Source organism: Psychrobacter luti, from assembly GCF_014192115.1.
Taxonomy (GTDB): Bacteria; Pseudomonadota; Gammaproteobacteria; order Pseudomonadales; family Moraxellaceae; genus Psychrobacter; species Psychrobacter luti.
On sequence record NZ_JACHXL010000003.1, the window covers coordinates 100,749 to 124,533 of the forward strand.

15 protein-coding genes and 1 pseudogene are annotated in these 23,785 nt (G+C 43.0%); 11 read left to right on the forward strand and 5 right to left on the reverse strand.

The window, feature by feature from the left end; genetic code table 11:
- Window positions 1–2: 2 nt before the first annotated feature.
- The 7 genes and pseudogenes from FHS24_RS07295 (at window position 3) to FHS24_RS07325 (ending at window position 12,590) form a co-directional block, all read left to right on the forward strand.
- Window positions 3–533, forward strand: a complete 531-nt coding sequence (locus tag FHS24_RS07295; RefSeq protein WP_183620244.1) for a chemotaxis protein CheW — start codon at window positions 3–5, stop codon at window positions 531–533.
- Window positions 534–1,069: 536 nt separating this feature from the next.
- Window positions 1,070–2,074 (forward strand): annotated as a pseudogene (locus FHS24_RS07300) (methyl-accepting chemotaxis protein); the annotation flags it as partial.
- Between the two features lie 201 nt (window positions 2,075–2,275).
- Window positions 2,276–3,244 carry a CheR family methyltransferase gene (locus FHS24_RS07305; protein WP_183620248.1) on the forward strand — a complete coding sequence of 323 codons (969 nt, stop codon included), beginning with the start codon at window positions 2,276–2,278 and terminating at the stop codon, window positions 3,242–3,244.
- Between the two features lie 30 nt (window positions 3,245–3,274).
- Window positions 3,275–10,366 (forward strand): Hpt domain-containing protein, encoded by a 7,092-nt coding sequence (locus tag FHS24_RS07310; RefSeq protein ID WP_183620249.1) that lies wholly within the window; start codon window positions 3,275–3,277, stop codon window positions 10,364–10,366.
- The gene (locus FHS24_RS07315; protein WP_183620251.1) at window positions 10,356–11,390 is read left to right on the forward strand and encodes a chemotaxis protein CheB; all 1,035 of its coding nucleotides are present in this window, start codon (window positions 10,356–10,358) and stop codon (window positions 11,388–11,390) included. The genes FHS24_RS07310 and FHS24_RS07315 overlap by 11 nt, the downstream gene beginning before the upstream one ends.
- Window positions 11,387–11,890, forward strand: coding sequence for a hypothetical protein (locus FHS24_RS07320; protein ID WP_183620253.1), 504 nt, complete (start codon window positions 11,387–11,389; stop codon window positions 11,888–11,890). Before FHS24_RS07315 ends, FHS24_RS07320 begins: the two co-directional genes overlap by 4 nt.
- Before the next feature lie 172 nt (window positions 11,891–12,062).
- Window positions 12,063–12,590, forward strand: coding sequence for a cytochrome b (locus FHS24_RS07325; protein WP_183620255.1), 528 nt, complete (start codon window positions 12,063–12,065; stop codon window positions 12,588–12,590).
- A gap of 137 nt (window positions 12,591–12,727) precedes the next feature.
- On the opposite strand, the gene minE is transcribed toward FHS24_RS07325, so the two are convergent.
- From minE to FHS24_RS07350, 5 genes are all read right to left on the reverse strand, one after another.
- Window positions 12,728–13,018, reverse strand: coding sequence for a cell division topological specificity factor MinE (minE, locus tag FHS24_RS07330; protein ID WP_183620257.1), 291 nt, complete (start codon window positions 13,016–13,018; stop codon window positions 12,728–12,730).
- 2 nt (window positions 13,019–13,020) lie between these two features.
- Window positions 13,021–13,833, reverse strand: a complete 813-nt coding sequence (minD, locus tag FHS24_RS07335) for a septum site-determining protein MinD (RefSeq protein ID WP_183620258.1) — start codon at window positions 13,831–13,833, stop codon at window positions 13,021–13,023.
- Window positions 13,834–14,263: 430 nt separating this feature from the next.
- On the reverse strand, window positions 14,264–15,127 hold the full coding sequence (gene minC, locus FHS24_RS07340; RefSeq protein WP_183620259.1) for a septum site-determining protein MinC: 864 nt from the start codon (window positions 15,125–15,127) through the stop codon (window positions 14,264–14,266).
- Between the two features lie 170 nt (window positions 15,128–15,297).
- Window positions 15,298–16,392, reverse strand: a complete 1,095-nt coding sequence (locus tag FHS24_RS07345; protein WP_183620260.1) for a hypothetical protein — start codon at window positions 16,390–16,392, stop codon at window positions 15,298–15,300.
- Window positions 16,393–16,680: 288 nt separating this feature from the next.
- A complete protein-coding gene (locus FHS24_RS07350; protein ID WP_183620262.1) occupies window positions 16,681–17,649 on the reverse strand; it encodes an acyltransferase in 969 nt (322 codons plus the stop codon).
- Between the two features lie 574 nt (window positions 17,650–18,223).
- Here FHS24_RS07350 and FHS24_RS12575 point away from each other — a divergent pair.
- The 4 genes from FHS24_RS12575 (at window position 18,224) to FHS24_RS07370 (ending at window position 23,782) form a co-directional block, all read left to right on the forward strand.
- Window positions 18,224–18,877: an OmpA family protein gene (locus tag FHS24_RS12575; RefSeq protein WP_183620263.1), complete on the forward strand. Its 654-nt coding sequence runs from the start codon at window positions 18,224–18,226 to the stop codon at window positions 18,875–18,877.
- A gap of 306 nt (window positions 18,878–19,183) precedes the next feature.
- Window positions 19,184–20,638, forward strand: a complete 1,455-nt coding sequence (locus tag FHS24_RS07360; RefSeq protein WP_183620265.1) for an imelysin family protein — start codon at window positions 19,184–19,186, stop codon at window positions 20,636–20,638.
- A gap of 217 nt (window positions 20,639–20,855) precedes the next feature.
- The gene (locus FHS24_RS07365; protein WP_183620267.1) at window positions 20,856–22,532 is read left to right on the forward strand and encodes a di-heme oxidoreductase family protein; all 1,677 of its coding nucleotides are present in this window, start codon (window positions 20,856–20,858) and stop codon (window positions 22,530–22,532) included.
- A 104-nt stretch (window positions 22,533–22,636) separates the two neighbouring features.
- Window positions 22,637–23,782 (forward strand): imelysin family protein, encoded by a 1,146-nt coding sequence (locus FHS24_RS07370; RefSeq protein ID WP_183620270.1) that lies wholly within the window; start codon window positions 22,637–22,639, stop codon window positions 23,780–23,782.
- Window positions 23,783–23,785: the final 3 nt, after the last annotated feature.

Sequence of the window (23,785 nt, forward strand, 5' to 3'; positions counted from 1 at the left end):
TTGTGGCATCCAGAGGGTTTATTGAACTGCTACGGATAGCAGACTTAGCACGCGCGCGCAAAAGTGGTCGCCGCGGAGGAAAAGAGTTTGACTGGCAAGGTGTGGTATTTGAGATTGGTGGTCAGCGTTTGGTAGCACCAATGGGTCAGGTATCAGAGATATTGACCATGCCAGAATATACCAGCGTGCCTTTAGTAAAGCCTTGGATGCTCGGCATCGCCAATATTCGTGGGCGCTTGTTACCTTTAACCGATTTGTCGCGGTTTTTACAAGTGCCTAGTCAGTTGTCGCAAATGAGCCAACGTAAAGTCATCGTCATTGACCATGATAATGTGTTCTCAGGGTTGTTGGTCGATCAAGTCTTGGGTATTGAACAGTTCACTCAAGATCAATATCGTCCAGAAGCGCTTGAGTCCAGCTCGCCATTTGCACCTTATAACCATGGCAAGTTTTTTAAAGATGAGCAGGACTGGTATGTGTTTATGCCAAGCTTGCTTGCACAAGATTTGCAGTATACCGATGCCGCCATATAAATATAGGCATAACGGTTTTTAGTAATTTACTGTTTTTCATAAGCAGTTTTTGCTAAAGAAAAAATAAAGAACAAGGGCTGACATGGTTTAGTGATATGTCAGCATTCATACAGGCTTTGTTAATCACTGTTGTTTTGATGACAATATGATTTCAGAGTCAGTCACGATACGACTTTGACGATTGTTTGAAAGGAAGAGGCACGATGAGTGATGTTATAAACAACCCTGTAGCTGGTAAGAATAAAACAACGACAGATGCTAATAGTAAATGGAAGCTGTTATTAGGGCTTTGTGCTTTAGTAAGTGTGACTTGTCTTTTTTGGCTGGTCAATTCATTGTCATCGGTCAGCCAATATTTAACGAATTTTAATCAATCAGTTGTCTTGCCGGTGATTGTATTTGTCTTAGGCGTGCTTGGCATCTTATTTACATTGTTCCAGCTACTAAAGCAACGTGGCGGCTCAGAACGTTTATTGATTGAAAAAGAGACCTTGCGTCGTCGCCAAGAAGCGGAAGCAGAGTCTGAGCGTGCGCGCCAAATTCAAGAAGAGAATGAGCGTAACCAGATTGCAATTTTGCGTCTACTGGATGAGCTAGGCGATTTGGCAGACGGTGATTTGACGGTAAATGCGACCGTATCGGAAGACTTTACGGGTGCGATTGCTGACTCTGTTAACTTCGCAATTGACCAATTACGTCAGTTGGTACTCGTTATTAACAGTACTGCTGATCGCGTCTCGCAGTCTTCAGAGCAAACGCAGATGAATGCGGTTGAGCTTGCTGAGGCGTCTGAGCACCAAGCACAAGAAATTGCTGGCGTATCAGCGGCTATTAATGAGATGACGGTATCGATTGACCAAGTTTCAAACAACGCCGCAGAATCGGCAACGGTTGCACAGCGTTCAGTTGCTATTGCTTACAACGGTGCGGAAGTTGTACAACGCTCGATTGAAGGCATGAACGTTATCCGTGACCAGATTCAAGAGACCTCAAAACGTATCAAACGCCTTGGTGAATCTTCGCAAGAGATTGGTGATATCGTCGGTCTGATTAACGATATTGCTGACCAAACCAACGTTCTGGCATTGAACGCCGCGATTCAGGCATCGATGGCAGGGGAAGCGGGTCGAGGCTTTGCGGTTGTTGCCGATGAGGTTCAGCGTCTTGCTGAGCGTTCAGCAAATGCGACCAAACAGATTGAAACGCTGGTAAAAACCATTCAGGCGGATACCAGTGAAGCGGTGATGTCGATGGAATCAACAACTTCTGAAGTAGTACGTGGTGCCCGTCTAGCAAAAGATGCGGGTGAGGCACTAGAAGAGGTGCAAACCGTTTCTAATACTTTGGCAGATCTGATTCAAAACATCTCAAACGCAGCTATGCAACAGGCAGAATCTGCAGGTCATATCTCGCATACGATGAATATCATTCAAGATATTACCTCGCAAACGTCATCAGGTTCCATGGCAACGGCGCGCTCTATTGGTGAGCTCAGTGAAATGGCAGCAGCGTTGCAAGAGTCGGTAACCGGCTTCAAGATTTCTAATGATGATGAGCAATTGCACATAGAACAGACGGACGATGAGTATTTAGATATTGATGAAAGGGTTTCTGACAGTATCTAAAGGCCAGTTATTATTGAGTCATTAGCGCTTAATTTATGATTTTTATATTGAAATGTTAACCAAATAGTTGCTCTAGTTATTATTTTATCTAAGACAACACTATTAATAGCAGGTCACATGAATAATCATATTCAACAAGACGGTCCTATTATTCATAAAGCCGACGCTTTAGCGGCAGAGGCTTTGAGACAGGATGCTGCTTTTGATACAGAGCAATGGCAACGTTATATAGAGCAAGAAATCGGCTTTATATTACCGAATATTCAGCGTAAGTGGTTGGTCAATGCCGTCACGCAAACAGCACTATCATATGGGCTCACTATCCTACAGTTATGGAAACAGCTACCTATTAATTATGAGCTTCGTCAGCAATTTTTGGATAAAGTACTGATTCATGAAAGTCGCTTCTTTCGCCATCAGCCTTCTATAGAGTTTGTCATCGAATGTGCTTTGCAGCATCAACGGCGGCAGCTGACCAATAACAGTGACGATATTGCTACCAATGAGTTGTTTCGTATATGGAGCGTCGGTTGTGCGAGTGGGCAAGAGACTTGGTCGCTCGCAATGAGCTTGGCTGCGAAACAGCTGACTAATTACACTATATTGGGTACAGATGTCAGCGAGCAAGCATTAAAAAAGGCACGCGTAGGACAGTATGATAAAAGACAGCAAGCTTTAATTCCGCCACATTGTCAGCAATATATCCAGCCATTGCGTCCGGCAAGCGTGATTAAAGCATTACGTTTTTTTCCTGTAGCGACTAATACTAAGAAAACTATAGAAAATAGTGTACGTGCTCACTGGCAGGTGATGCCAACCTTAAAACAGCATGTACGCTTTACTTTACATAATATTATCAATCAAGAGCCGCCAACGCCGTATTTACAACAGGTAATTGTTTGCCAAAATATGCTGATGTATTTTCGTAAGTTTGATCAGCGTGATATTTTAGCGCGTCTATCAAAGCAGTGTGCGCTAGGCGGTTATATTATATTGGCTCCAGGTGAGGCGTTATTTTGGCGTCCCTCAAATATGCGCCGTATTGCGCACCCACAGATTAATGCGTGGCAAAAAATCAGTGCCTAAATTAGCGCCTAGACGAGTTAGGATAAATCTATGAAAAACCAGCCCAATGACATGGTGACGTTTGAGTGGTTATTACCACTATTTAATCAGCAATTATCACAGGTAGCTGATGGCTGGCAATTAGGTGAAAAAAGCGCTGATTATGAGCAAATGTCACACAGCTATCATCAAGTTAGTGGTGCCTTAACCATGCTCAACTTGCCTGCATTGGCAAGTTTGGCGACTAAGCTAAGTTTGTTAGCAGGAGTAGTGAATGTCGTTGACATAGAAGATGCTCTGGTAGATGACATTGCAATAAATTCTGAAACAGAGTCAGAAACAGCTCCTGAAGTAGCATTTGGTACAGATGAAAGCCGTATTGGTCAGATGGCTAATCGATTACTTATGCGTGAGCTTGGACACTATGCGCGCACGGGTAGCTGCCATACTGCTTTGCTGAACAAAACCTCGGCTGAGCTGACACAAGTCTTAACGCATTATGGTGTCGTGACTGATCATCTTACAGATGCTCCTTTAGCCTCTGAAGCTGACTATTCTGCTAGCATGGTAGATGCTGAATATCTTGATATTACAGTACCTGATGTTAAAGCAATGGACAATTTAGACCGTGAGCAATATCAGCAATTGTTATTGGTTTGGCGTCAGCAAGTACAAGTGTTACTAGCAGCTAATGCCAACACTCCCTCTATACTGACGGTTTTAGAAAAGGTCAGCCAATATTTATGGCAAACCGCAGCGGATGCAGATTTACAGCGTCTTTGGTATCTGACTGAAACCTGGATGCATGACCTAGCATATAATGAAACCCCAAAACCTAAACATTATGCCGCATTATTAAGCCAGTTAGATGCGCTGATAGAGTCCTGCGCGCAGCAAAACGAGATATCGACAAGCATCATTAATAACTTAATAGCCAGTATTTATATTGAGTTAAGTAACCTAGTCAATCATAGTGAAAACTCTCAATCTATATTGCATAACATATCGCAACCGGATGTAGAATCGCGTTTTTTACCGCGTATACTCAATCAAATTGAAGCCCTTATCTTTAACCTCGATAAACCTCATACGCTATTAAAGCCTTTACAACAAATAAATAACCAACTTGAGAGTCGTGGTTGGACACTTTTTGCCGTACAGACTAGCTCAATCCTAGATGATATAGAGCGTGGCTTATCTGCAGAAGCAGGGTTGACACAAGAACAGTGGCAAATTGAGCGCCAACTGCAAGAATTATACGATGCTATCTACAATACTGAACAAGTTATTGCTAGCAAAATAGGAAACGTTGCGTCGTTTACCTCTAAAGCTGCAGTTGTTACGAATGACGATTTTGATGGTCTTAATAGCGTTGATGGCTTACAAACAGATAATGACCGCCAAATTAATGCGAGTGATAAAGAGCTGCGTGAGTTGCGTATTGCTGTCGAAGACGTCAAGCAAGGCTTTAATGACTATATCCAGCGCCAACATACCGATCTGTTATCAGAATCAGCAGATTTTACTAAAATTAGCGAAGCTTTTGATAGTATGGGCTTGCCATCAATTCGCTATGCTACGGATAAAATAGCCGATATATTTGACCAATTAAACACCCATGAGGTTAACGTGCTCAGCTGGGATGTTACCGAAGCAGTGGCGGAGGGTTTAACGTCGATTGAGTTATTACTCGATTATCTGGCGCAGCAAGTCTTTAACCAACCATTATTAGAACAAGCAAATGCCTATATTGATAAAGCCTCAACGTTGCTTACTGGCTATATCGATGCACCTGAAACAGTAAAAGATACTTTCTTAACACAAAAATTAGCGGCGAGTAATGTACTGCGCTATGACGACAGTGGTGAAATTGCACCTATTATTAATGATGACGACATTATCGACTCAGTTCTAGAGAGTGATATGGCGAGTGATAATCTTAATCACTTTAATAGCAGTGATAAAACAGAAAGTGCTGCTTTATTAAACGCCCGTAGTCAAATCAAGCCTGATAACTTTGATATCGATGAAGATATTCGTGACATCTTTATCGAAGAGGTTGCAGAGGTTATTGCTGATTTAGAAGATTTTTTACCAATATGGCAGCAAGACGCACAGGATTTAACCCCATTAACAGAAGTGCGAAGAGGTTTCCATACCTTAAAAGGCTCAGGGCGTATGGTTGGTGCTTTTAGCATCAGTGAGATGGCATGGTCAATTGAAAACCTGCTTAATCGTCTGTTGGACAAAACACTGCCAGTGACCGATGAAGTCGTCGCATTAGTGACAGAAACGACCCAGCGTCTACCAGCGATGTTGAGTGACTTTGAAGCACAGCAATTACCAAGCTTTGATCCTGCCATTACTATTGTGCAAAGCAATAATCTAATGAGTCAGCAACCTATCAATACTGGGCTAGAAACATCTAAAATCACATCTTCTACCGCTGACGTTGAAGGAAACTATCCTTTGCTAGAAGAGAGCTTGTCGTCAAACGAGACCAGCTTAGACATTGAGCATGCCGATACTGCAGGGACAACTGAGCACGTTAATTATACGATGGCAGAGGAAAAAGCTATCTCTGCATCATTGATAGAATTAGAAATCCCTGCGGTACTGCAAGCATTTGTGTCAGCAGCTCAGCCGTTACCGATAGATGCTGACGATGCCGATCCTGATATTAAAGAGATATTTTTAGAAGAGGCTAATGAGGTCTTGGATGAAATTGTGCCTTTATATGAGCAGTGGCAGCTGACTCCTGATGACTTAACCCAGCTGACAGATATTCGTCGCGGTTTCCATACCTTAAAAGGGTCGGGGCGTATGGTTGGAGCGAACACTAGTGCTGAGTTGGCTTGGTCGATAGAAAATATGCTCAACCGTATTTTAGACAATAGCATTACCGCTTCTACGAATATACAGCAGCTGATTAGCCATGTGCTGAGCGTGTATCCTGAGTTATTAACTACCTTTGAGAACGGTAGCCAAGATTATCCTACTATCATGCCATTATGGGTGGCTTGTGCTCAGGCTTATAGTAAACAGTTGGGTAATGAATTTAGCTACCCTGCGCTATACCAGCAGTTAGTAGGCACTCCTGCACCGTCTTCTGCGCCAATTACAAATCAAAGTGCTCAGGATGGTTCTACTAATGAGAGCAATACTGAAGACAGTACTGATGAAAATACCGACAATAGCGATCATATCGACAGTATGTTACAAAAGATCAATTCTGTGAATGAAAAAATGGCAGAAGCGCCCATCGTTTTAGCCCCTCAAAGTGAAGAAGAACAAGCCTTTTTTGATATTTTTATTGAAGAAGCAGAAGAGTTATTGGAGAGCGTTAATGACTTTGTTCGTCGCCATCAAGATGAGCCTTATGTGGCCGTAAGCGATGAGATTGTAAGGGCATTCCATACTTTAAGGGCTGCTTCTGGGTCTAGTGCTTTGACAGCAATTAGCGAGGTTAGTGCGACCATAGAGCAGAGTTTAGAGCTTTTACAGCAGCAGGATACGCCGATGAGTGCGCAGCATCTAAAGGCGCTCGCCCAGTCTGCAACGCTTATTAATGGATATTTGGATAACTATAAACAAAATATTCAGCAGCAAGATGTGTCGTTAGAGGAGACGCAAAGCCAACAAGATATTGCTTCTTTGCAAGCGATGCTTGGTGAGCAGTACGCCATTAAAGATAACGAGAGCACCGCTGATAACAAGCCAACGATAAACCAATTGTTGGATGATAATATCAATGAGTTGCTCGATGCGGAATGGCAGCTAGAAACCGCTTTGACTCATTCAGAAAATGAGCAAGTCGAAACTTATATAGCGCAGCAAATTGCACAAATAAAATACTTAAGTGGTAAAGCCCAAGAGTTTCCAAAGTTTACTGCCATCCTTAATGAGCTAGGTAACGCTTATGCGTATTTAAGCCATCATCCTGAACAGTCAGTTGATACGGATATTCAAGCCATTTTACTGGCGGGACATGCGCAATTGGTCGGTTTGTTTGATGCCTTGGCAGGTAGCAGCTCATTAAAAATTGATGAGCAAGTTCTTCAGCAGCTACGAAGTATTTCTCAGCGCTATGATAATAATGACCAAATAGTCGCTGATGATGCCGCTATCAGTGCTGAAACTGAAACAGACATTAATATTGCTGCAGAGGCATATGCTGATGCTTTGGTACATAGTATCGCCGCGCCTGAGCTAGAACTTGAAACCATTGATACCGATATTGAGCTATTAGAAATCTTCTTAGAAGAGGCACAAGAGCTTGATGACGCGCTCAATGATAGCTTTAGTAAGTGGCGCGCCGATATTAGTAATATCAATACTTTAAAAGTCTTACAGCGTCATCTGCATACCATCAAAGGTGGTGCGCGCATGGCAGGTATCCGTAGTATTGGTGACTTGACTCATGAAGCGGAAAGTATCTACGAGGCATTTGTAGAAGAAAGACGAGTACCAACCGCACAGTGGCTTGAGATTATGCAGGTGGTGCAAGATACGTTGTCATTACAAGTGGCGCACATTGTCCGCTATCAACAATCATTTTTTGCACCTGAGCTGATTGAGCAATTACAGCAGTTTGAAAAAGCGAAGACATTGCCAGACGTCGTTCAACTTATTGTACCGATGCCTAAAAACCACATTGATACCGAGTCGCAAGTACTGGCAGATGAATACATTCATCGTATAGAGCAAGCAGCAGATAGCTTAAGTTTAGATAGAATTATTAAGCAATCATGGGCAAATGGCTTACCTGACCCTGATATCTTGGAAGTGTTTTTAGAAGAAGCAGAAGCCCTGACCAATCGTAACGAATATCTGCAATCATTCTTAAGTGATGCAAATGATACGGTGGCATTGCAGGCACTACAACGCGACTTGCATACCCTTAAAGGTGGCGCGCGTATGGTGACCGCTAGTGGTATTGCTGATCTTGCGCACGAAATGGAATCGGTGTATACGGATTTCGTCGATCGTCGCCGTCCTGCTACCAAAAAAGTCTTAGAGCTATTAGTGGCTTGTCATGACTGGCTTGCAGATGCCGTATTTATTCTGTCGCAACAGGTGAATCCGCCAACCCCTGATTTATTGATTGAGGCACTACAGCAATTTAGTAAAAACCCAGATAGCTTAAAGCACATACCAAAAGAGTCATTGCAGGCGCAGCGTGACGCCATTCTTTTGGCGAAACAAAAGCAAGAATCGACCTATATCCAGAAAGATATTAGTGAGATGCCGTTGATGGTAGCTAATACTGCTGAGCAAGAGCAGAACACCAACAATAATGAGATGATTCGTATCTCAGGTGGTCTGATTGAGCATATGATTAACCTATCGGGCGAGTCGGCGATTAACCGTGCACGTATCGATATGGGCATGAGTAGCTTGACCAATAGTATTGAAGAGATGGGCACTACCGTACAGCGTTTGGCAGATCAGTTACGCCGGATGGAGATTGAGCTTGAGGCGCAGATTTTATCGCAGATCGATGACGAATTGGTCAATCATGAAGGTTTTGACCCGCTAGAGATGGATCAGTATTCTTCATTGAATCAGTTGTCAAAATCTTTGACAGAATCGGCCTCGGATTTGGTCGATATTAATAACACCTTATTAGAAAAAACCCGTGATAGTGAAAGTCTGTTGCTACAACTATCACGAACGCAAACCGAGCTCCAAGATGGCTTGATGAACTCGCGTATGGTGCCGTTTACCCGTCTAACGCCAAGGCTTGAGCGTATCGTACGTCAGACAGCCAACGAGCTTAATAAGTCGGTTGAGCTCAAGATTATCAATGCTGATGATGAAATGGATAGAACCATTTTAGAACGCATTACCTCACCGCTTGAGCACATGTTACGTAACGCCGTCGATCACGGGATTGAAAATGTTGCTACACGCCAAAAGGCGGGTAAAGAGCGTAGTGGACAAATCACGTTAGAAGTACTGCGTGAAGGCAGTGAGATTGTCATCCAGTTAACCGATGACGGTCGTGGGATTGATGTAGAAGCAGTACGTAATAAAGCTATCTCTCAAGGTTTGATTGACGCAGACGATAGCACGTTAAGCGACCTTGATATCATGCAGTATATCTTTAATGCAGGTTTAAGTACCAGTAAGCAGGTGACGCAAATATCAGGGCGCGGTGTCGGCATGGACGTCGTAATCAGTGAGGTTCGTCAATTAGGCGGCGCAGTATCAGTGGTCTCAGAGCTGGGTAAAGGTTCTCGATTTACCATGCGTGTACCGCTTACCGTTGCTGTATCTGATGCTTTGGTAGTTCGGGCAGCAGACCGTTATTATGCGATACCACTGGTGCAGATTGAGCGCGTAGTGCGTATCAATCCAGAAAAAGTTTACGATTATTATCAATCAGGCGCGGCAACGCTTAACTTTGAAGATACCGATTATCGCGTCCGTTATTTAAATGAGATTTTATCTGGTAATAAATTAAATGAGTTGGTCGTCAATACCAATACCAGCGTGCCACTTATCATTATCAAAAACCGTAGTGGGCAGAATATGGCGCTACAGGTTGACCAAATCGCAGGCTCACGTATTGAGGTTGTGGTAAAACCTTTAGGACAACAGTTCTCGAATTTATCAGGTATTTCAGCGGCGACTATTATGGGTGACGGCTCAGTAATGCTCATCCTTGATTTGATTGCGCTGATGCGTAATGTCACCTTGGTAAAAGAATTCACAAAACCTGCTGTGACCATGGATAGCACGACAGAGTCTAGAGCGACTGTATTGGTCGTCGATGACTCCGTTACGGTACGAAAAGTCACCTCACGTTTCTTGGAGCGTCAAGGCTTCAACGTGGTACTTGCCAAAGATGGTATCGATGCGCTTGAGATTCTACAAGAAACGACACCTGACTTGATGCTACTCGATATTGAGATGCCGCGCATGGATGGTTTTGAAGTCGCGACTCAAGTCAGACATAATAGACGTCTGCAACATCTGCCAATTATTATGATTACCTCGCGTACGGGCGAAAAACATCGCGAGCGCGCCCTTGAGATTGGGGTCAATGACTATATGGGCAAACCTTTCCAAGAAAACCAGCTTCTTAGTAAGATTGAAGCCCTATTGGGTAAAGAGGCTAGCCTAGTCAATGAAGGATAACTTAAGTGCCTTGGCGCTAAAAGACAAACATAAAAGTGATATCAAGGTATTGGTGGTTGCAGAGGACCATCATCAGCGTATGGCTTTTTCTGATACGGTACGTAGTTGCGGTCTACAGCTGGTTGACTGCGTATCGCGGGCGCAATTACAAGACAGGTTTGAGAGTTATGAAGGGTTTATCGATATTTGGCTGATAGATGGTGATTATGACAATCATATGGCGACAGCAACGGCAGCCTCTAAAGCTGCCGCCGTGTTGGTAGGGTTTAGTCAAGCACCTTATCTCAATGAAGCACAGCAGTATGCTAAGTGGCAGCGTAAACTAAAGCGTAAGCTTGCCCAAATGTTAGCTTTACCGATGCTAGTTGATGATGCTACTGATAAAAACACTGCCTATAAAAATGAGGTCAATAACTGGCATTATGTGGTGTTTTTAGGGGCTTCAATGGGTGGCCCTAGCGCCGTCAAAGAGTTTTTAGACCACTTATCGCCTGCACTTCCTGTGAGTATTTTATTAGCGCATCATTTTAACCAAACCATGATTAGTACATTACCGCGTATATTGAATCGTCATAATGAGTGGCGCTGTCAGCTGATTACCTCAACGCAGCGTTTGCGCACCGGGCAATGTCTTATAGTGCCTATTGATAAACAAATTGTCTGTGATTCAACCGGTCGCATCATCTTATTAGATCAGGCTTGGGAAGGCGATTATAAACCCGCTATCGGACAAATTCTTAAAAATACTAGCGATGTTTATGGCAGTGAGTTGATTAACATTATCTTTTCAGGGATGGGCAACGATGGCACGCAGTATTTGGATTTAATCCAAGACAATGACAGTCAATTATGGGCGCAGGACCCAAGCCTGTGTGCCTGTCCTAGTCAGCCACAAGCGATTATTGATTCAGGCTATTGTCAGTTTGTCGGCAGCCCTACAGCATTGGCAGAAAAACTTACTGAGTATATTACTGAAAGGGCGGTGAGCGTCCCTTCGGATTCATTTATTGTGAGCGACTTATGAAACAGATTCTAAAGCATTCGTTTGAGGCGGTGAGCTTACTGACCACTAACAATGGTATGCTCGACGTAACGGTTGTCCCAGCAGTTGACCAACCGGACTGGATTATTCCTAGCAGTTTGATTTTGAGTGTCGAGGAGTGTAGCGAACATACCGAGCGCTATGAGTGGAAAGAGCAAGCAGTTGCTGTCTTCCATCTGCTGCCACGCCATCAAACGCCAGAAAAAATGATTGTCTTAGAAGGTAATACCTCCGCCCATCGTATTGCACTCCAAACGGCAGGTGAGCTGCGCCAACTACAGGCACGTATCTCTGATGTCAAAGATATCGACCTTCCTGAGTATTTTATTAAGACAGGCGACAAAATCGATGATGTTGATGAACACGTACAAGAAGATGTTGTGCTATCCTATCTCTTTCAAACCGTGATGATTGATAATACGCTTTACTTGGTACCAGATTTGGATAAAATAGCATACCAATTGGTTGATTTAGAGCGCTAGTTTGCTTATGGTTATGCTTCTTATAATAGGCTTTATCATTAGCCTTGATAGCGTTTAGTGTATGTCTTTTTGAGCCAATCGCTGTCTGCCAATATCAGTGCTTCAGTAAAAGCCAGTTGTATTAATGAGCACCATTGAGCGCTAATGAACAATAGGGGTGATAAAGCAAACTATGAATACCATCAACTCAAATCTGACAAAGTGGTCATTTGCTAGTCGAATCTTTCACTGGATTAGTGCCATCTTATTGCTAGTCACTTGGGTCATGATATTTTTATATGGCAATCTCGATGACAAGTTCTATATCGGATTACATAAGGCATTTGGAATTAGTTTGTTGTTTTGGATGATTGCCCGCGTGATCAATCGTATATTTACCAAAGCACCGCCCGCGGTTGCTATGCCAAAATGGCAGATACTACTCTCACAATTGTCACATTTTTTCTTATACGCTTTATTGATCGCTATGCCAACAGCCGGGCTACTGATGTCAGTCTATGGCGGCAGAGCCGTTGATATCTTTGGCTTATTTCAAATCCCTGTCTTCGTCACACCAGATAGAGGCTTAGCCCGACTCTTTAATGACTGGCATACAGATATTTTATGGCCAATGATTATCGCCTTTACTTTGATTCATATTGGCGCTGCTTTATACCATCAGTTTATCAAAAAAGACAATCTGATAGCTCGCATGAAGTAAAGGTCTATAGATAAAGAGCACAAGCATAAAAAAGCCCTAAGTATGATGCTTAGGGCTTTTTATGGAGCAATAAAAGTATGAACTTGTTTATAGTAAATCGAATAGCTATAAAGCCAATAATTATAAAGTGAATAACTTTACTTTTTATGCTCAGGTAAACTGATATTCATTTCCAGTACATCTAAGCTGTCTTCAGAACGATGATTGATATTGACATCATCAATCTGAACGCCGTTGACGTATTTATTAACCACTTCTAGTATTTCACGTTTCATTTTTTCGATACGATCAGCGGTCAAACGATTATTTAAGCGGTTTTCACTTGCAACGATAACCTTTAAGCGCTCAGTGGCCATATTGGCACTACCAGCATTACTACTGTCATCGGTGCCAAATAGACTACTCCAAAATCCTTTTTTCTTACTCATTATTAACCCCCAAACCAGCGCTGTAATAGACTCTTTTTCTTAACATCAATATGACGTAATGGGCGCTCTTCCCCTAAGAAACGGGCAACGATATCGTCATAACATTGACCAGCAACAGAGTCGGTATAATGAATTACTGGCTCTCCATGGTTAGAGGCTTCAAGTACTGAATGGCTCTCAGGAACCACGCCAAGTAACGGCACCTTTAGAATATCGTTAGAAATGGTATCGATATCCATCATCTCATTAGCAGCAGCGCGGTCAGCGTTGTAGCGTGTAATGATGAGATGCTCACGTACCGTCCCTTGATTTTCAGCCACTTTCTTAGTTTGGCTTTGCAAAATACCAATGATGCGGTCCGAGTCACGTACTGAAGAGATTTCAGGGTTAGTAACGATGATGGCTTCATCAGCATGATACATCGCAAGCTGCGCACCGCGTTCGATACCAGCAGGCGAGTCACAGATGATATAGTCAAACTGCTTAGACAACTCGTCCATGACTTCTGCTACGCCTTCGTCCGTCAACGCATCTTTATCACGTGTCTGACTGGCAGGTAGGATATATAAATTTTCCAATTGCTTGTCTTTCACCAGCGCTTGAGATAGGCGTGCATTACCATTGATAACATCGACAAAGTCATAAACAATTCGATTTTCGCAGCCCATAATCAAGTCTAGATTACGTAAGCCCACATCAAAATCGATAACAACTGTCTTATAGCCACGTAATGCTAAACCGGCGGCAAAAGAAGCACTGGTTGTGGTTTTGCCCACACCGCCTTTACCCGAAGTGATTACAACAATCTTCGCCACAATGGCACACTCCTATGAATTGATGGGATATTTATTATAAAAAACAGTATAGATATAAAGTAGCACATTTGCTCGGCATTCACCTAGCGTATATGTACTGTCTGCGAGCGTAAGCCTAGCATAAATATACAAAAACTTATAGCAAGTCTATATTAAAGCACAAAAACAGAAGATATATCATATATATGCTTGCTATAAACACAAAGATTAAAGAGCTAAAAAACGGTCTAGTATCTGCGCTCAAACCTCGTACATATAGTGTAGCGTAAATAGTGGCAGAGCTAAAAATCCATCATAGCGCAGTTTTGTTAAGTAAACTTACTACAGTATTAATTATGCCATTTAGCCGCCAATTTAGTCTTTATTATTCATCTTTTTAGCTGATATGAATGCAATTGTGTCTTAGGACAATCTTAGTGTCATAGCTAATTTAAGCATCGTCCATAACTGTAAAGACCAAGCCTTGACCTTCTAAATAACGTACTTCGACCGATTTGTCGATCACATGCTCGGGTAGATTGTCGCGTAAGCAATACGTACCGGCAACAGAGACCAATGAAGGGTTAAATACTTGGCAGAAAATACGTGCGTCTTTGTCGCCGGTTGCCCCTGCGACTAAGCGACCTTGGGCGCGGCCATAAACGTGTAAGTTATTGTCGGTAATGGCTTCAGCACCGCTATTGACACTGTTGGTCAAAATTAAATCACCGCCAACATGATTGAGGCTTTGTCCTGAGCGCAGCATTTGATCGTAGATGAGGCTGGTAATTTGCTCAGCGCTGATAAGCGTTTCTGCGGTCAAGGTGGTTTCAGCTACTTCAGGTATCGCGCTTGCTGCAACCGCTTGGTTGTCTGATATTAAGCCTGTATTATCGGCGGTGGTTGCAGAGTCAGTGCTGTTGTTGGGCACAGTAGCTGCGACTTGGCTCAGCTGAGTAATGGCTTTTTTGCTCGGTAAAATACGCTCGATACGTTTGCCATCAGCGGGAAATATTGCCAAACGTAGCTCGCGTGCTTGCGCGTCAAGCAAACCGGTGACCACGCCGATAGGTTGCAAACCCCAAGACCAAAGCAGCTCTACCAACGCCGATAAATCTTGCTCGACCTCGCTGTCAATCAATACTGGAATATTACTGTTCTTATTGCTCAGTGTGGTTTCAAGCTGTCCGGCAATCGCTGTAAAATCATCGGTGCTAAACTGCACCCGTGAAAAGGTCAGCATCTTGCCATAAAAGGCTAGCGCCGGCATGTTGGATGAGGTAAGGGCATGCTGCTCATTGTCTGAAATCGTCATAATATAAATCCTCAAAAATGGTTGTATTGCGGTGTTCACAGTGCCGTTTTTATTATCAAAGTATGGCTATATAAAACTATAGTGATTAAAAGCCAGTTCTTATTAAGTCAGTCTTTGGTAGTTCGTTCTTGGTAATCCTGTTTTTGCTAAGCCAGCTCTGACTAAAAATACTACAACCTAAGCATGTCCTGATGCTTCCACTGCTGCACTTTTATTTGTGCCTCAAACTCATCCAAACTGTCGGCAATAATACTTGATATTAATGTATCAAGGGCACTGTTATCGGTATCGATTTGAGCGACGCCGCTGGCAATAGCGACCATCAAAGCATCGAGACGTTCGGCGTCAAGCAGGCGCTCATTAAGCGCATATACTACATTTTCACCGATATTATGCCCGACATGCTGGAGCTGGGATTCAATTAAGCTACCAGCAATAGGTATCATGCGCAGATAGCGGCGTAGCTCAGGTGTATTGGCCAACCCCTCTTTAATCGCGTTGCCCATTTCGGTCGCGATAATAGTGCCGCCACCTGATGACTCAGTCAGTGCTTGGAGTTTTGGCGCCAGCTCTTTACGCAATAGTGATAACACTGCCGCCTCAATCTCATTGCGATTACGTGCGATGGTCGATTCAATAAACGATTTATGCATTTTAGGGTCAGTGAGCTGCTGCCGAAAAGTTTGAATGGTCGTTAAGATGACGCGGTCAGACAGCTCTTCTAAGAGTAAATCGATATAAAAGTTAATGCGGTTAATCCACGGCTGTGGCAATACTTGATAACCCAATTGATATAATCGGCGTCCGATAATCACCGCGCGAAATAAACGCAGCGCGCGCAGCTGCGGGAAACAGCCTAACACTTCATACCAGTGGACAAAAGGGAAAAAGAACCAGCGGTAATATACTTTTTCCTTAATAGCAATAGCCCAGCGTAATAGCAGCTCTACAATCAAAAATAAGGTAAAGAAGCCACCGGCTGTCCGTAACGAATCATGGATATGACTTTGATACCAGTTTAATGCCTCACTTAGGGTCAACCACTGCGCCGCGTCACGACTAAAACCACTCATTAAAATAGCGTCAATACTGATTAAGAATAAATCAATACTGATGGCGATAATCATTACGATATCATAGGTCAGCTTCAAGCGATTAGGCTTGGGACGATTCGGTCTTAGTGGCGGACTATTCGATAAGTCTGAGGACTGATTGCGCGCGGACGTTGATTTTATAGGCGCGCTGGTAGTAGAAGAGGCGGGCACAGTCATACCTTATTAAGTGATAAATGGCATCAGTAGTGAGTAGCTTTCGGCCAATCACTACCAAATAAGTAACGAGTCTTAACGGTCATTCACATTATCAATGAATCATGCCAAAAAACAAGCCATCAACCATTATAATTTGGTATTTTACTCATTATCTTTTTAGAGAAAAAATCCGCTGACACTATCACCCAATTTTAATAATAGAAAATTTTCAGCGCGAAAAAGTTTAAGAAGGCGTCATAACGTAGGGTAATTAGCTATTTTCTATTACTGACTTTCTGTACTTTAAGCATGACGGTTTTTATTCACTGCCGTCTCATCAAATTCAGCAAGCATCTCAGTAATGCGTTCGTCTTTTTGGCGCCAAATTTGCTCGACCCAATCAAACATCTGTGCTTTGACTGTTTCATCGTTTTCGTAACCACCGTTTTTAATACCAGCAAACAGCTCGTCAGGTATTTCAATATGGCGGACATCGACGCCTAAGCGTTTGATATTACCTTTCCACAAATCGCCATAGGTCGGTACGCCGTCAGGATAAACGATGGTCATATCTAAGATAGCATCCATGTCATCGCCCAAGGCGTTAATAGCCAGCGACAAACCACCGGCGCGTGGTTTTAATAGATGGGTATAGGGTGAGTTTTGTTTATCGTGTTTTTCTTGGGTGAAGCGCGTGCCTTCCAAATAATTCAGCAAGGTAAATGGCTTGTCTTTTAATAACGCACAAGCGCGCTTTGCTTCTTCGATATCTTTACCTTTAAGAGCAGGATTTTTAGCAACCGCTTCTTTAGAGTGGCGGCGCATCATTGGGAAGTCTAAAAAGTAAAAGGCTTGCCCAACGATAGGAATATAGATCAGCTCAAACTTAGTAAAAAAGCGGGTCAGCGGCAAGCGTTTTTCACTGATATATTGCACGATACTGGTATCCACCCAAGATTGATGGTTACTGACCAGCAGGTATTTACCGTCCATATGGACATCATCTGGTAAATGAATGCGCCAGTCTTTACGAGGCAACATATTATCTATCAGCGCATTGTTGCTGCTAATCCAGTGTTCAGCGATTTTAATTACTGTCTTATCGGCGATAGGAGCGCCGGTGATGATTTTACCAACCCCCATTAGCCATAACGGAATGCTACCGCCAAAGCTATTGACAGCGATGACCCCAGTTGCTGTGGCAAGCGACATGGCTTTTGCTAATTTTGGGGTACGTTCGTGTATCTTTTGTATGGCACAGTTTAAGCGCATATCCAATCCCTTCCTATTCATTTCGTTAATCACGTAACTTTTTTTAGAATTTTTTAACCAACCTCAAAATATATCACTGATGTGTCGTTAATGTAGACTCTTATTAATTGGCAAAAGCTATAGAGTATAAAGCTCATGATATAACACTTAACAAGTCATTATTAACAAGCGCCTATACTTCATTGAACCAATGTACTTTTGAATAGATTTTTTAATATTTTGAAAGATTTAATACCTCAACTAAGTTCAGTTGTTATTTCGCTTCAGGTCTTAATATTATTTATGAAATAATCATTTTGTTGGCTGATTTTAGCAGAAAAAAATTAGAGTGTACGACTGTAAACGTGACTTGCGGTAGCAAATTGGCTATGTTGCTAAGCAATAAGTCATAAATACTTATGCACTTTCCATACATAGATGTGACAAAATATTACACACAAATGGATGGCAATTGCCATAATAATGGCAAGTGTAGATAAACATCTAAACGATATTGCTGACCGATAATTGTCATACGTAATATTTATAAAAAGCAAATTTATCTATCGATTTTTTTAACTTAAGAGGAAATATTATGCGTAATACATTAATGATTGCAGCAGTAGCATCAGGTTTGGCTCTAAGCGGTTGTGCTACAGATCCATACACTGGCCAACAGACTCTTAACAAGTCTGCACTTGGCGCATTAGCTGGTGCAGCTGGTGGCGCGACTATCTCAAAAGCAACAGGTGGCGACAAAACAGGTCGTGATGCTGCTATTGGCGCTGCATTAGGTGCAGGCGTTGGTTACTACATGGATCGTCAAGCCAAGCAACTTCAGCAGCAAATGGCTGGTACTGGCGTGACTGTTACACCAAACGCCAACGGTAACATTGATTTGGTTATGCCAGGTAACATTACGTTCTCATTTGATGATGCGTCTTTAAACCCATCATTTAGACCAACGCTTGATAAACTTGCTTCTACAATGAATGAATATAACCAAAACACCATCACTATCGCTGGTCATACCGACAGTAAAGGTACTGATGCTTATAACATGAAATTATCACGTGACCGTGCTTATGCAGTAGCGAACTACTTAAGTGCACGTGGCGTAGCTTCTAACCGTATCAATGTAGTCGCTTATGGCGAGTCGCGTCCAGTTGCTGATAACAACAGTGATTATGGTCGTCAGCAAAACCGCCGTGTTGAGCTAACGGTTAACGCACCAAACAGCGTTCGTTAATCAATATTGATTGACTAAAAATCAAGAAAAAATAAAGAATTAAACAAAAAGACCAGCGCAAAGCTGGTCTTTTTTTGCCTGAAATTTATCATAAAACTTATGTAGGATTTTAAAATTATATTTGATAATAGTTATCAATAACATTATAATTCGCAAGTATTAAATTCTGCCAGCATCTAATGATATTGTTAAATCGACAGTTCTACTCTAATCAATATTTGCTATTTATCTTGCAAAATTCTCACATTCTAACTCTCTAGACTTCTACTTTGCTATTTTATTTAGTGTATCTCATCGAGGACGTGTATGAATATCAGCCCAGCGCCAAGCCGTAAAATTTTACCGACTACTTTAGCTGCTGCACTGGCAGGAATGCTAATGCTCTCAGGCTGTAGTAAACAGTCTGATAACACTGCAAATACGGCTGCTCAAACTGAGACGCAAGGGGCAGAAAATACCGCTACCACAACCTCATCAGCTGCTGCTCAAGCACATATCGATCGCTTGCTGATTAGCTATGCTGATATGGCACACGCCGCATACAAGGATTCTTTAGAAACTGCCAAACTATTACAAACGGCAGTCAATACCTATGTAGAAACGCCGACCGAAGCCAATCTTGACGCTGCTAAAGCCGCTTATAAAGCTGCGCGCCAGCCTTATTCACAGACTGAAATATTTCGCTTTGACGAAGGGTTTGTAACTGCTAATGACAAACGTGCGCTTGGCAGTATTGATGGTTGGGAAGGGCAGGTAAATGCTTGGCCGCTTGATGAGGCGTTGATTGATTATGTGAGTGACAGTTATGAGGGCGAATATAACAGTCAGGACAATATTATTAACAGCGAGAGCATTACAGTCGGTAGCCTAAAACAAGATACGACCACCATTACGCCTGAATTATTGGCTGAGATGAGTGAGATTGGTGGCAGTGAAGCCAATGTCACCACCGGCTATCATGCGATTGAGTTTATGCTGTGGGGTCAAGATACCAATGGCGTCGGTGAAGGCGCAGGCAACCGTCCGGTGAGCGACTATATAACAACAGACGGTGAATGTACCAGCGGTGAAACGGTCAATACTGATGCCAGTATTTGCGAGCGCCGTGGGCAGTATTTAAAAGCCGCTACTCAGCTGTTGGTTAATGATTTGACAGCGATGGAAGCTCAGTGGCAGCCTAACAGCGAAAACACCTTACGTAGCGATATGATGGAACGTAAAGACAAAAACGGTCTGCGTCAAATCATGTACCAAATGGGCAGCTTAGCGCTTGGTGAGCTTGCATCTGAGCGCATACAAGTAGCCTTTGTCACTGGCTCTACCGAAGATGAGCATGAATGTTTTAGTGATTTAACCCATTTAAGCTACGCCAATAATGCCCGTGGTATTCAAAATGTCTTTAATGGCAGCTATAAAACCGTCGCCGGTAAAACGGTTGGCGGATACGGCGTTAAACACTATCTTATCGATACTGGTAATACAGAGGCGGCTGATAAGCTGGCGGCTGATTTTGCTAAAGTAGAAGCGGCCTTTAAGGTAATTGTTGATAAAGGCGAAAAAGACGGTATCAAGGTCGACCAAATGATTGCGACGGTAGGACAAGCAAGCAAGCATGGTATCTCTGCTGAAGAGCAAAAAAAACGCCGTGGTTGGATTAAAAGCAGTATCACCAGTTTACAAGAGCTAACCGCTGGTATTGAAAACGCGGCAAAAGCAGTTGGTATTGATAATCTAGATGCTGATGCAGGCTCACAGTTTTAAGTATGCCTGATAAGTCGCTATACGTGAATGAGAATTATTTTGATGGAAAAGTAATTTAGGTATCATAAGCATGTTGTCGACTACCGTTGGCAGCGTGTTTTTTCATAGCGTATTAAAACAGCTAGATAGGCTGTTGTGCAGTGATTATTTATCGAATAGAAGTGAAAAAATTATAGCACGCGATTTTAATGGCTCCATATTAGAGCTAAGGTTCCCTATGAGCAGCAGTAAGGTGTTAAAAGCTAAACAATTTATCGCGTTTTCTCCCTCTTTGATATTTAAGCATTCGCCACTGAAGCTATCGCTAGGCATAATATGTGCAGCACTATCAATAAGCGCCTGTCAGCCAAGTGACAATCCAAGTAATAATGTTGCTAATAATGCTACAGATGACGGCAAAACCCAAGAAATCAGCCATTCTCAAGCAATTAGTTTTGAACGGGTTCAGACTATTGAGGGTTTAGCTGGCGTGCCTATGCAGCAGCTTGCCAGCTTTGATGCGCAAGAGATTAAGCAAGGCGGCGATACCGGTATTAGTATCACGACTAGCGAGAGCTACTCTAAACCTTCCTCAAATATTACCGCTTCACGCAAAGGTTCTTTCTTTATCGGCAATGCATTTTTTAGGCAGCCATGGGTAGTTGCGCCGGCGAGTACCGATAGCCGTGATGGTCTTGGGGCTTTATTTAACGTGGCTGCCTGTCAATCCTGTCATATCAAAGACGGTCGCGGTCATGCGCCTATGAGCAGTGAAGATGATGCTGATAGCTTGCTCATCCGTCTTGCTATGCCTGCTACTACCGATGAGCAGCGACAAAAATTAAAAGATTCCTTAATAGAAAAAGTTGTGCACCCTATGTATGGTGGTCAATTGCAGGACCGCGGTATTCAAGGCGTACCTGCTGAAGCACGAATTGCGGTACAGTGGAAAGATAAACCCGTTACCTTTGCTGATGGTCATGTCGAAACGTTGCGGTCGCCAACCTTTAAATTAGCCAAACCCGGTTATGGTGCATTTAATGATGAGCTGATGGTGTCACCACGTGTGGCTTTACCTATGATTGGGCTTGGGCTACTCGAGCAAATCCCAGACGAAGCTATTAAAAAGCAAGCTATAAAGACAAATAAAGCCAATGATGATATCAGTGGCAAATTCAACTGGGTTATGGATCCGCAAACGGGTAAAGTGACATTAGGTCGCTTTGGCTGGAAAGCTGGCCAAACTAAATTGATTACTCAAAACCAAAGTGCCTTTAATGAAGATATGGGACTGACTTCCAATATTCGTCCGCATGAATCTTGCATGCCAACGCAGGCCGCTTGTATAAATGCGGCAACGGGTGCTGATGAGCAAGGTAATGGCAAACTACCAGTTGAAGTCAATGATGAGGTGGTCAAGTTTGTTGAATTCTATACTCGTAATCTGGCAGTGCCGCATCGCCGCAATGCTGATGATAAGCTAGTATTAGGAGGCAAAAAACGCTTTTATGATATGGGTTGTCAAAGCTGTCATACGCCACGCTATCAGTTGCCAAAAACTGACGATGACCATCTTGAGCAGCATGGGCAAGTGATTTATCCTTATACCGATTTATTGTTACATGACATGGGAAATGATCTTGCCGATCGTACCATTGCTGGCAAGCTACCATCAAAAGATTTACAAGTTGAGTTTTTAGCCAACTCCTATGAATGGCGCACGCCTGCACTATGGGGCATTGGGCTGGCGCAAACCGTGGATTCGCAAGCGACGTTTTTACATGATGGTCGTGCCCGTACGCTGATGGAAGCGGTGCTATGGCATGGCGGTGAAGCTGAAAAGCAGAAACAAAAGGTGCTTAAGCTTGATAAACAAGGTCGTAGTGAATTAAATGCGTTCTTAAAGTCGTTATAAGAGTTAGGCTACGGGCTTTAAAAGCCATTTAAAAGCTATCCTCATCAAGTATATAGATTTGAATAATTGCTCATATAAATAGCCATATAAATACCGAGAAACCTATGAAAATAAACCATGCTCTAGCAATGGCACTATCAGCAATAAGTGCGGGTATCCTCATCAGCTGCGTAAAACCTGCTGATGAGAGCAAAGCGCCAGAAGTAGATAGCCAAGTTACACAAGATAGCGCTACTTCTACGGCTACAGCTGAAAAAGACAATAGTACAGATAAAATTACCGCTGTCGATATTAGTGACGATACTGAAAAGACCTATTTGACCCATGTGGCAAATGACATTGTTATTCCAGCTTATGCAGATGCAGCGAAGCAGAGTGATTTATTGCATGAGTTGGCACAAAAGCATTGTCAGCAAGCGCAGGTCAGCGGTGATGCGCTAAAAGAATTGCGCGAACAATGGTTGGTGCTCGCACAAGCATGGGCTGGCGCTGAGATGATTAATTTTGGACCAGCGACGGCGAGCATGAGTAATTTATATATCAATTATTATCCTGATGAGCGCGGTCTGGTGCATGGTGGCGTTGCCGATCTCATTGCTGCCAATCCCAAGCTTACCGCTGAGCAACTGGCTAATGAGAGCGCTATTGTCCAAGGTATACCAGGATTAGAAGAAGCGTTATATGCCAATGATAGCTTGGATGCTGGTCAATGTGCTTATGTGCTGACCGCAAGCAGTGCCTTAAGCACGCGCCTTAAAGATATTGAGAAAAACTGGCAGCAGAATGCTACTGATCTATTAGCCATTGATAAAACAGCTAAAAGCGATCAAGGATTGAATCAATGGTTTAATTCTTTATTGTCACTGGTTGAGACCATGAAGTCCAATGCCATTGATCAGCCATTAGGCTTAACCGGTAAGAAAAAAGGTCACCTGCCAGCTGCCACCGCAGGGCAAAGCCGCGCGATTATCAATGCTAAATTGGCCACGCTCAATAAAGCAATGACCGATCCCGTCTTAACCGCTATTCTTGGCAGCAATAATGAAAACGCAGTGGCGGATAATCTATCGACTGCGCTTGCTGATGCGACCACGTTATTGGCGCAAATGCCAGAAGACCTAGCGACTGCCGATAAAGCCACCCAGCAAGAGCTGTATGATAAGCTGACGACTATTACGCGCATCATTAAACGCCAATTAATTCCGACGCTCGGTATCCGTGTGGGTTTTAACAGCACTGATGGCGATTAAAAA

Coding starts and splice junctions, on each gene's coding strand:
- FHS24_RS07350 (WP_183620262.1), bottom strand. CDS start 17,649: ATGCGCTTAAACTGTGCCATACAAAAGATACACGAACGTACCCCAAAA.
- FHS24_RS07370 (WP_183620270.1), top strand. CDS start 22,637: ATGAAAATAAACCATGCTCTAGCAATGGCACTATCAGCAATAAGTGCG.
- FHS24_RS07325 (WP_183620255.1), top strand. CDS start 12,063: ATGAATACCATCAACTCAAATCTGACAAAGTGGTCATTTGCTAGTCGA.
- minC (WP_183620259.1), bottom strand. CDS start 15,127: ATGACGATTTCAGACAATGAGCAGCATGCCCTTACCTCATCCAACATG.
- FHS24_RS07360 (WP_183620265.1), top strand. CDS start 19,184: ATGAATATCAGCCCAGCGCCAAGCCGTAAAATTTTACCGACTACTTTA.
- FHS24_RS12575 (WP_183620263.1), top strand. CDS start 18,224: ATGCGTAATACATTAATGATTGCAGCAGTAGCATCAGGTTTGGCTCTA.
- minE (WP_183620257.1), bottom strand. CDS start 13,018: ATGAGTAAGAAAAAAGGATTTTGGAGTAGTCTATTTGGCACCGATGAC.
- FHS24_RS07310 (WP_183620249.1), top strand. CDS start 3,275: ATGAAAAACCAGCCCAATGACATGGTGACGTTTGAGTGGTTATTACCA.
- FHS24_RS07365 (WP_183620267.1), top strand. CDS start 20,856: ATGAGCAGCAGTAAGGTGTTAAAAGCTAAACAATTTATCGCGTTTTCT.
- FHS24_RS07315 (WP_183620251.1), top strand. CDS start 10,356: ATGAAGGATAACTTAAGTGCCTTGGCGCTAAAAGACAAACATAAAAGT.
- FHS24_RS07320 (WP_183620253.1), top strand. CDS start 11,387: ATGAAACAGATTCTAAAGCATTCGTTTGAGGCGGTGAGCTTACTGACC.
- FHS24_RS07305 (WP_183620248.1), top strand. CDS start 2,276: ATGAATAATCATATTCAACAAGACGGTCCTATTATTCATAAAGCCGAC.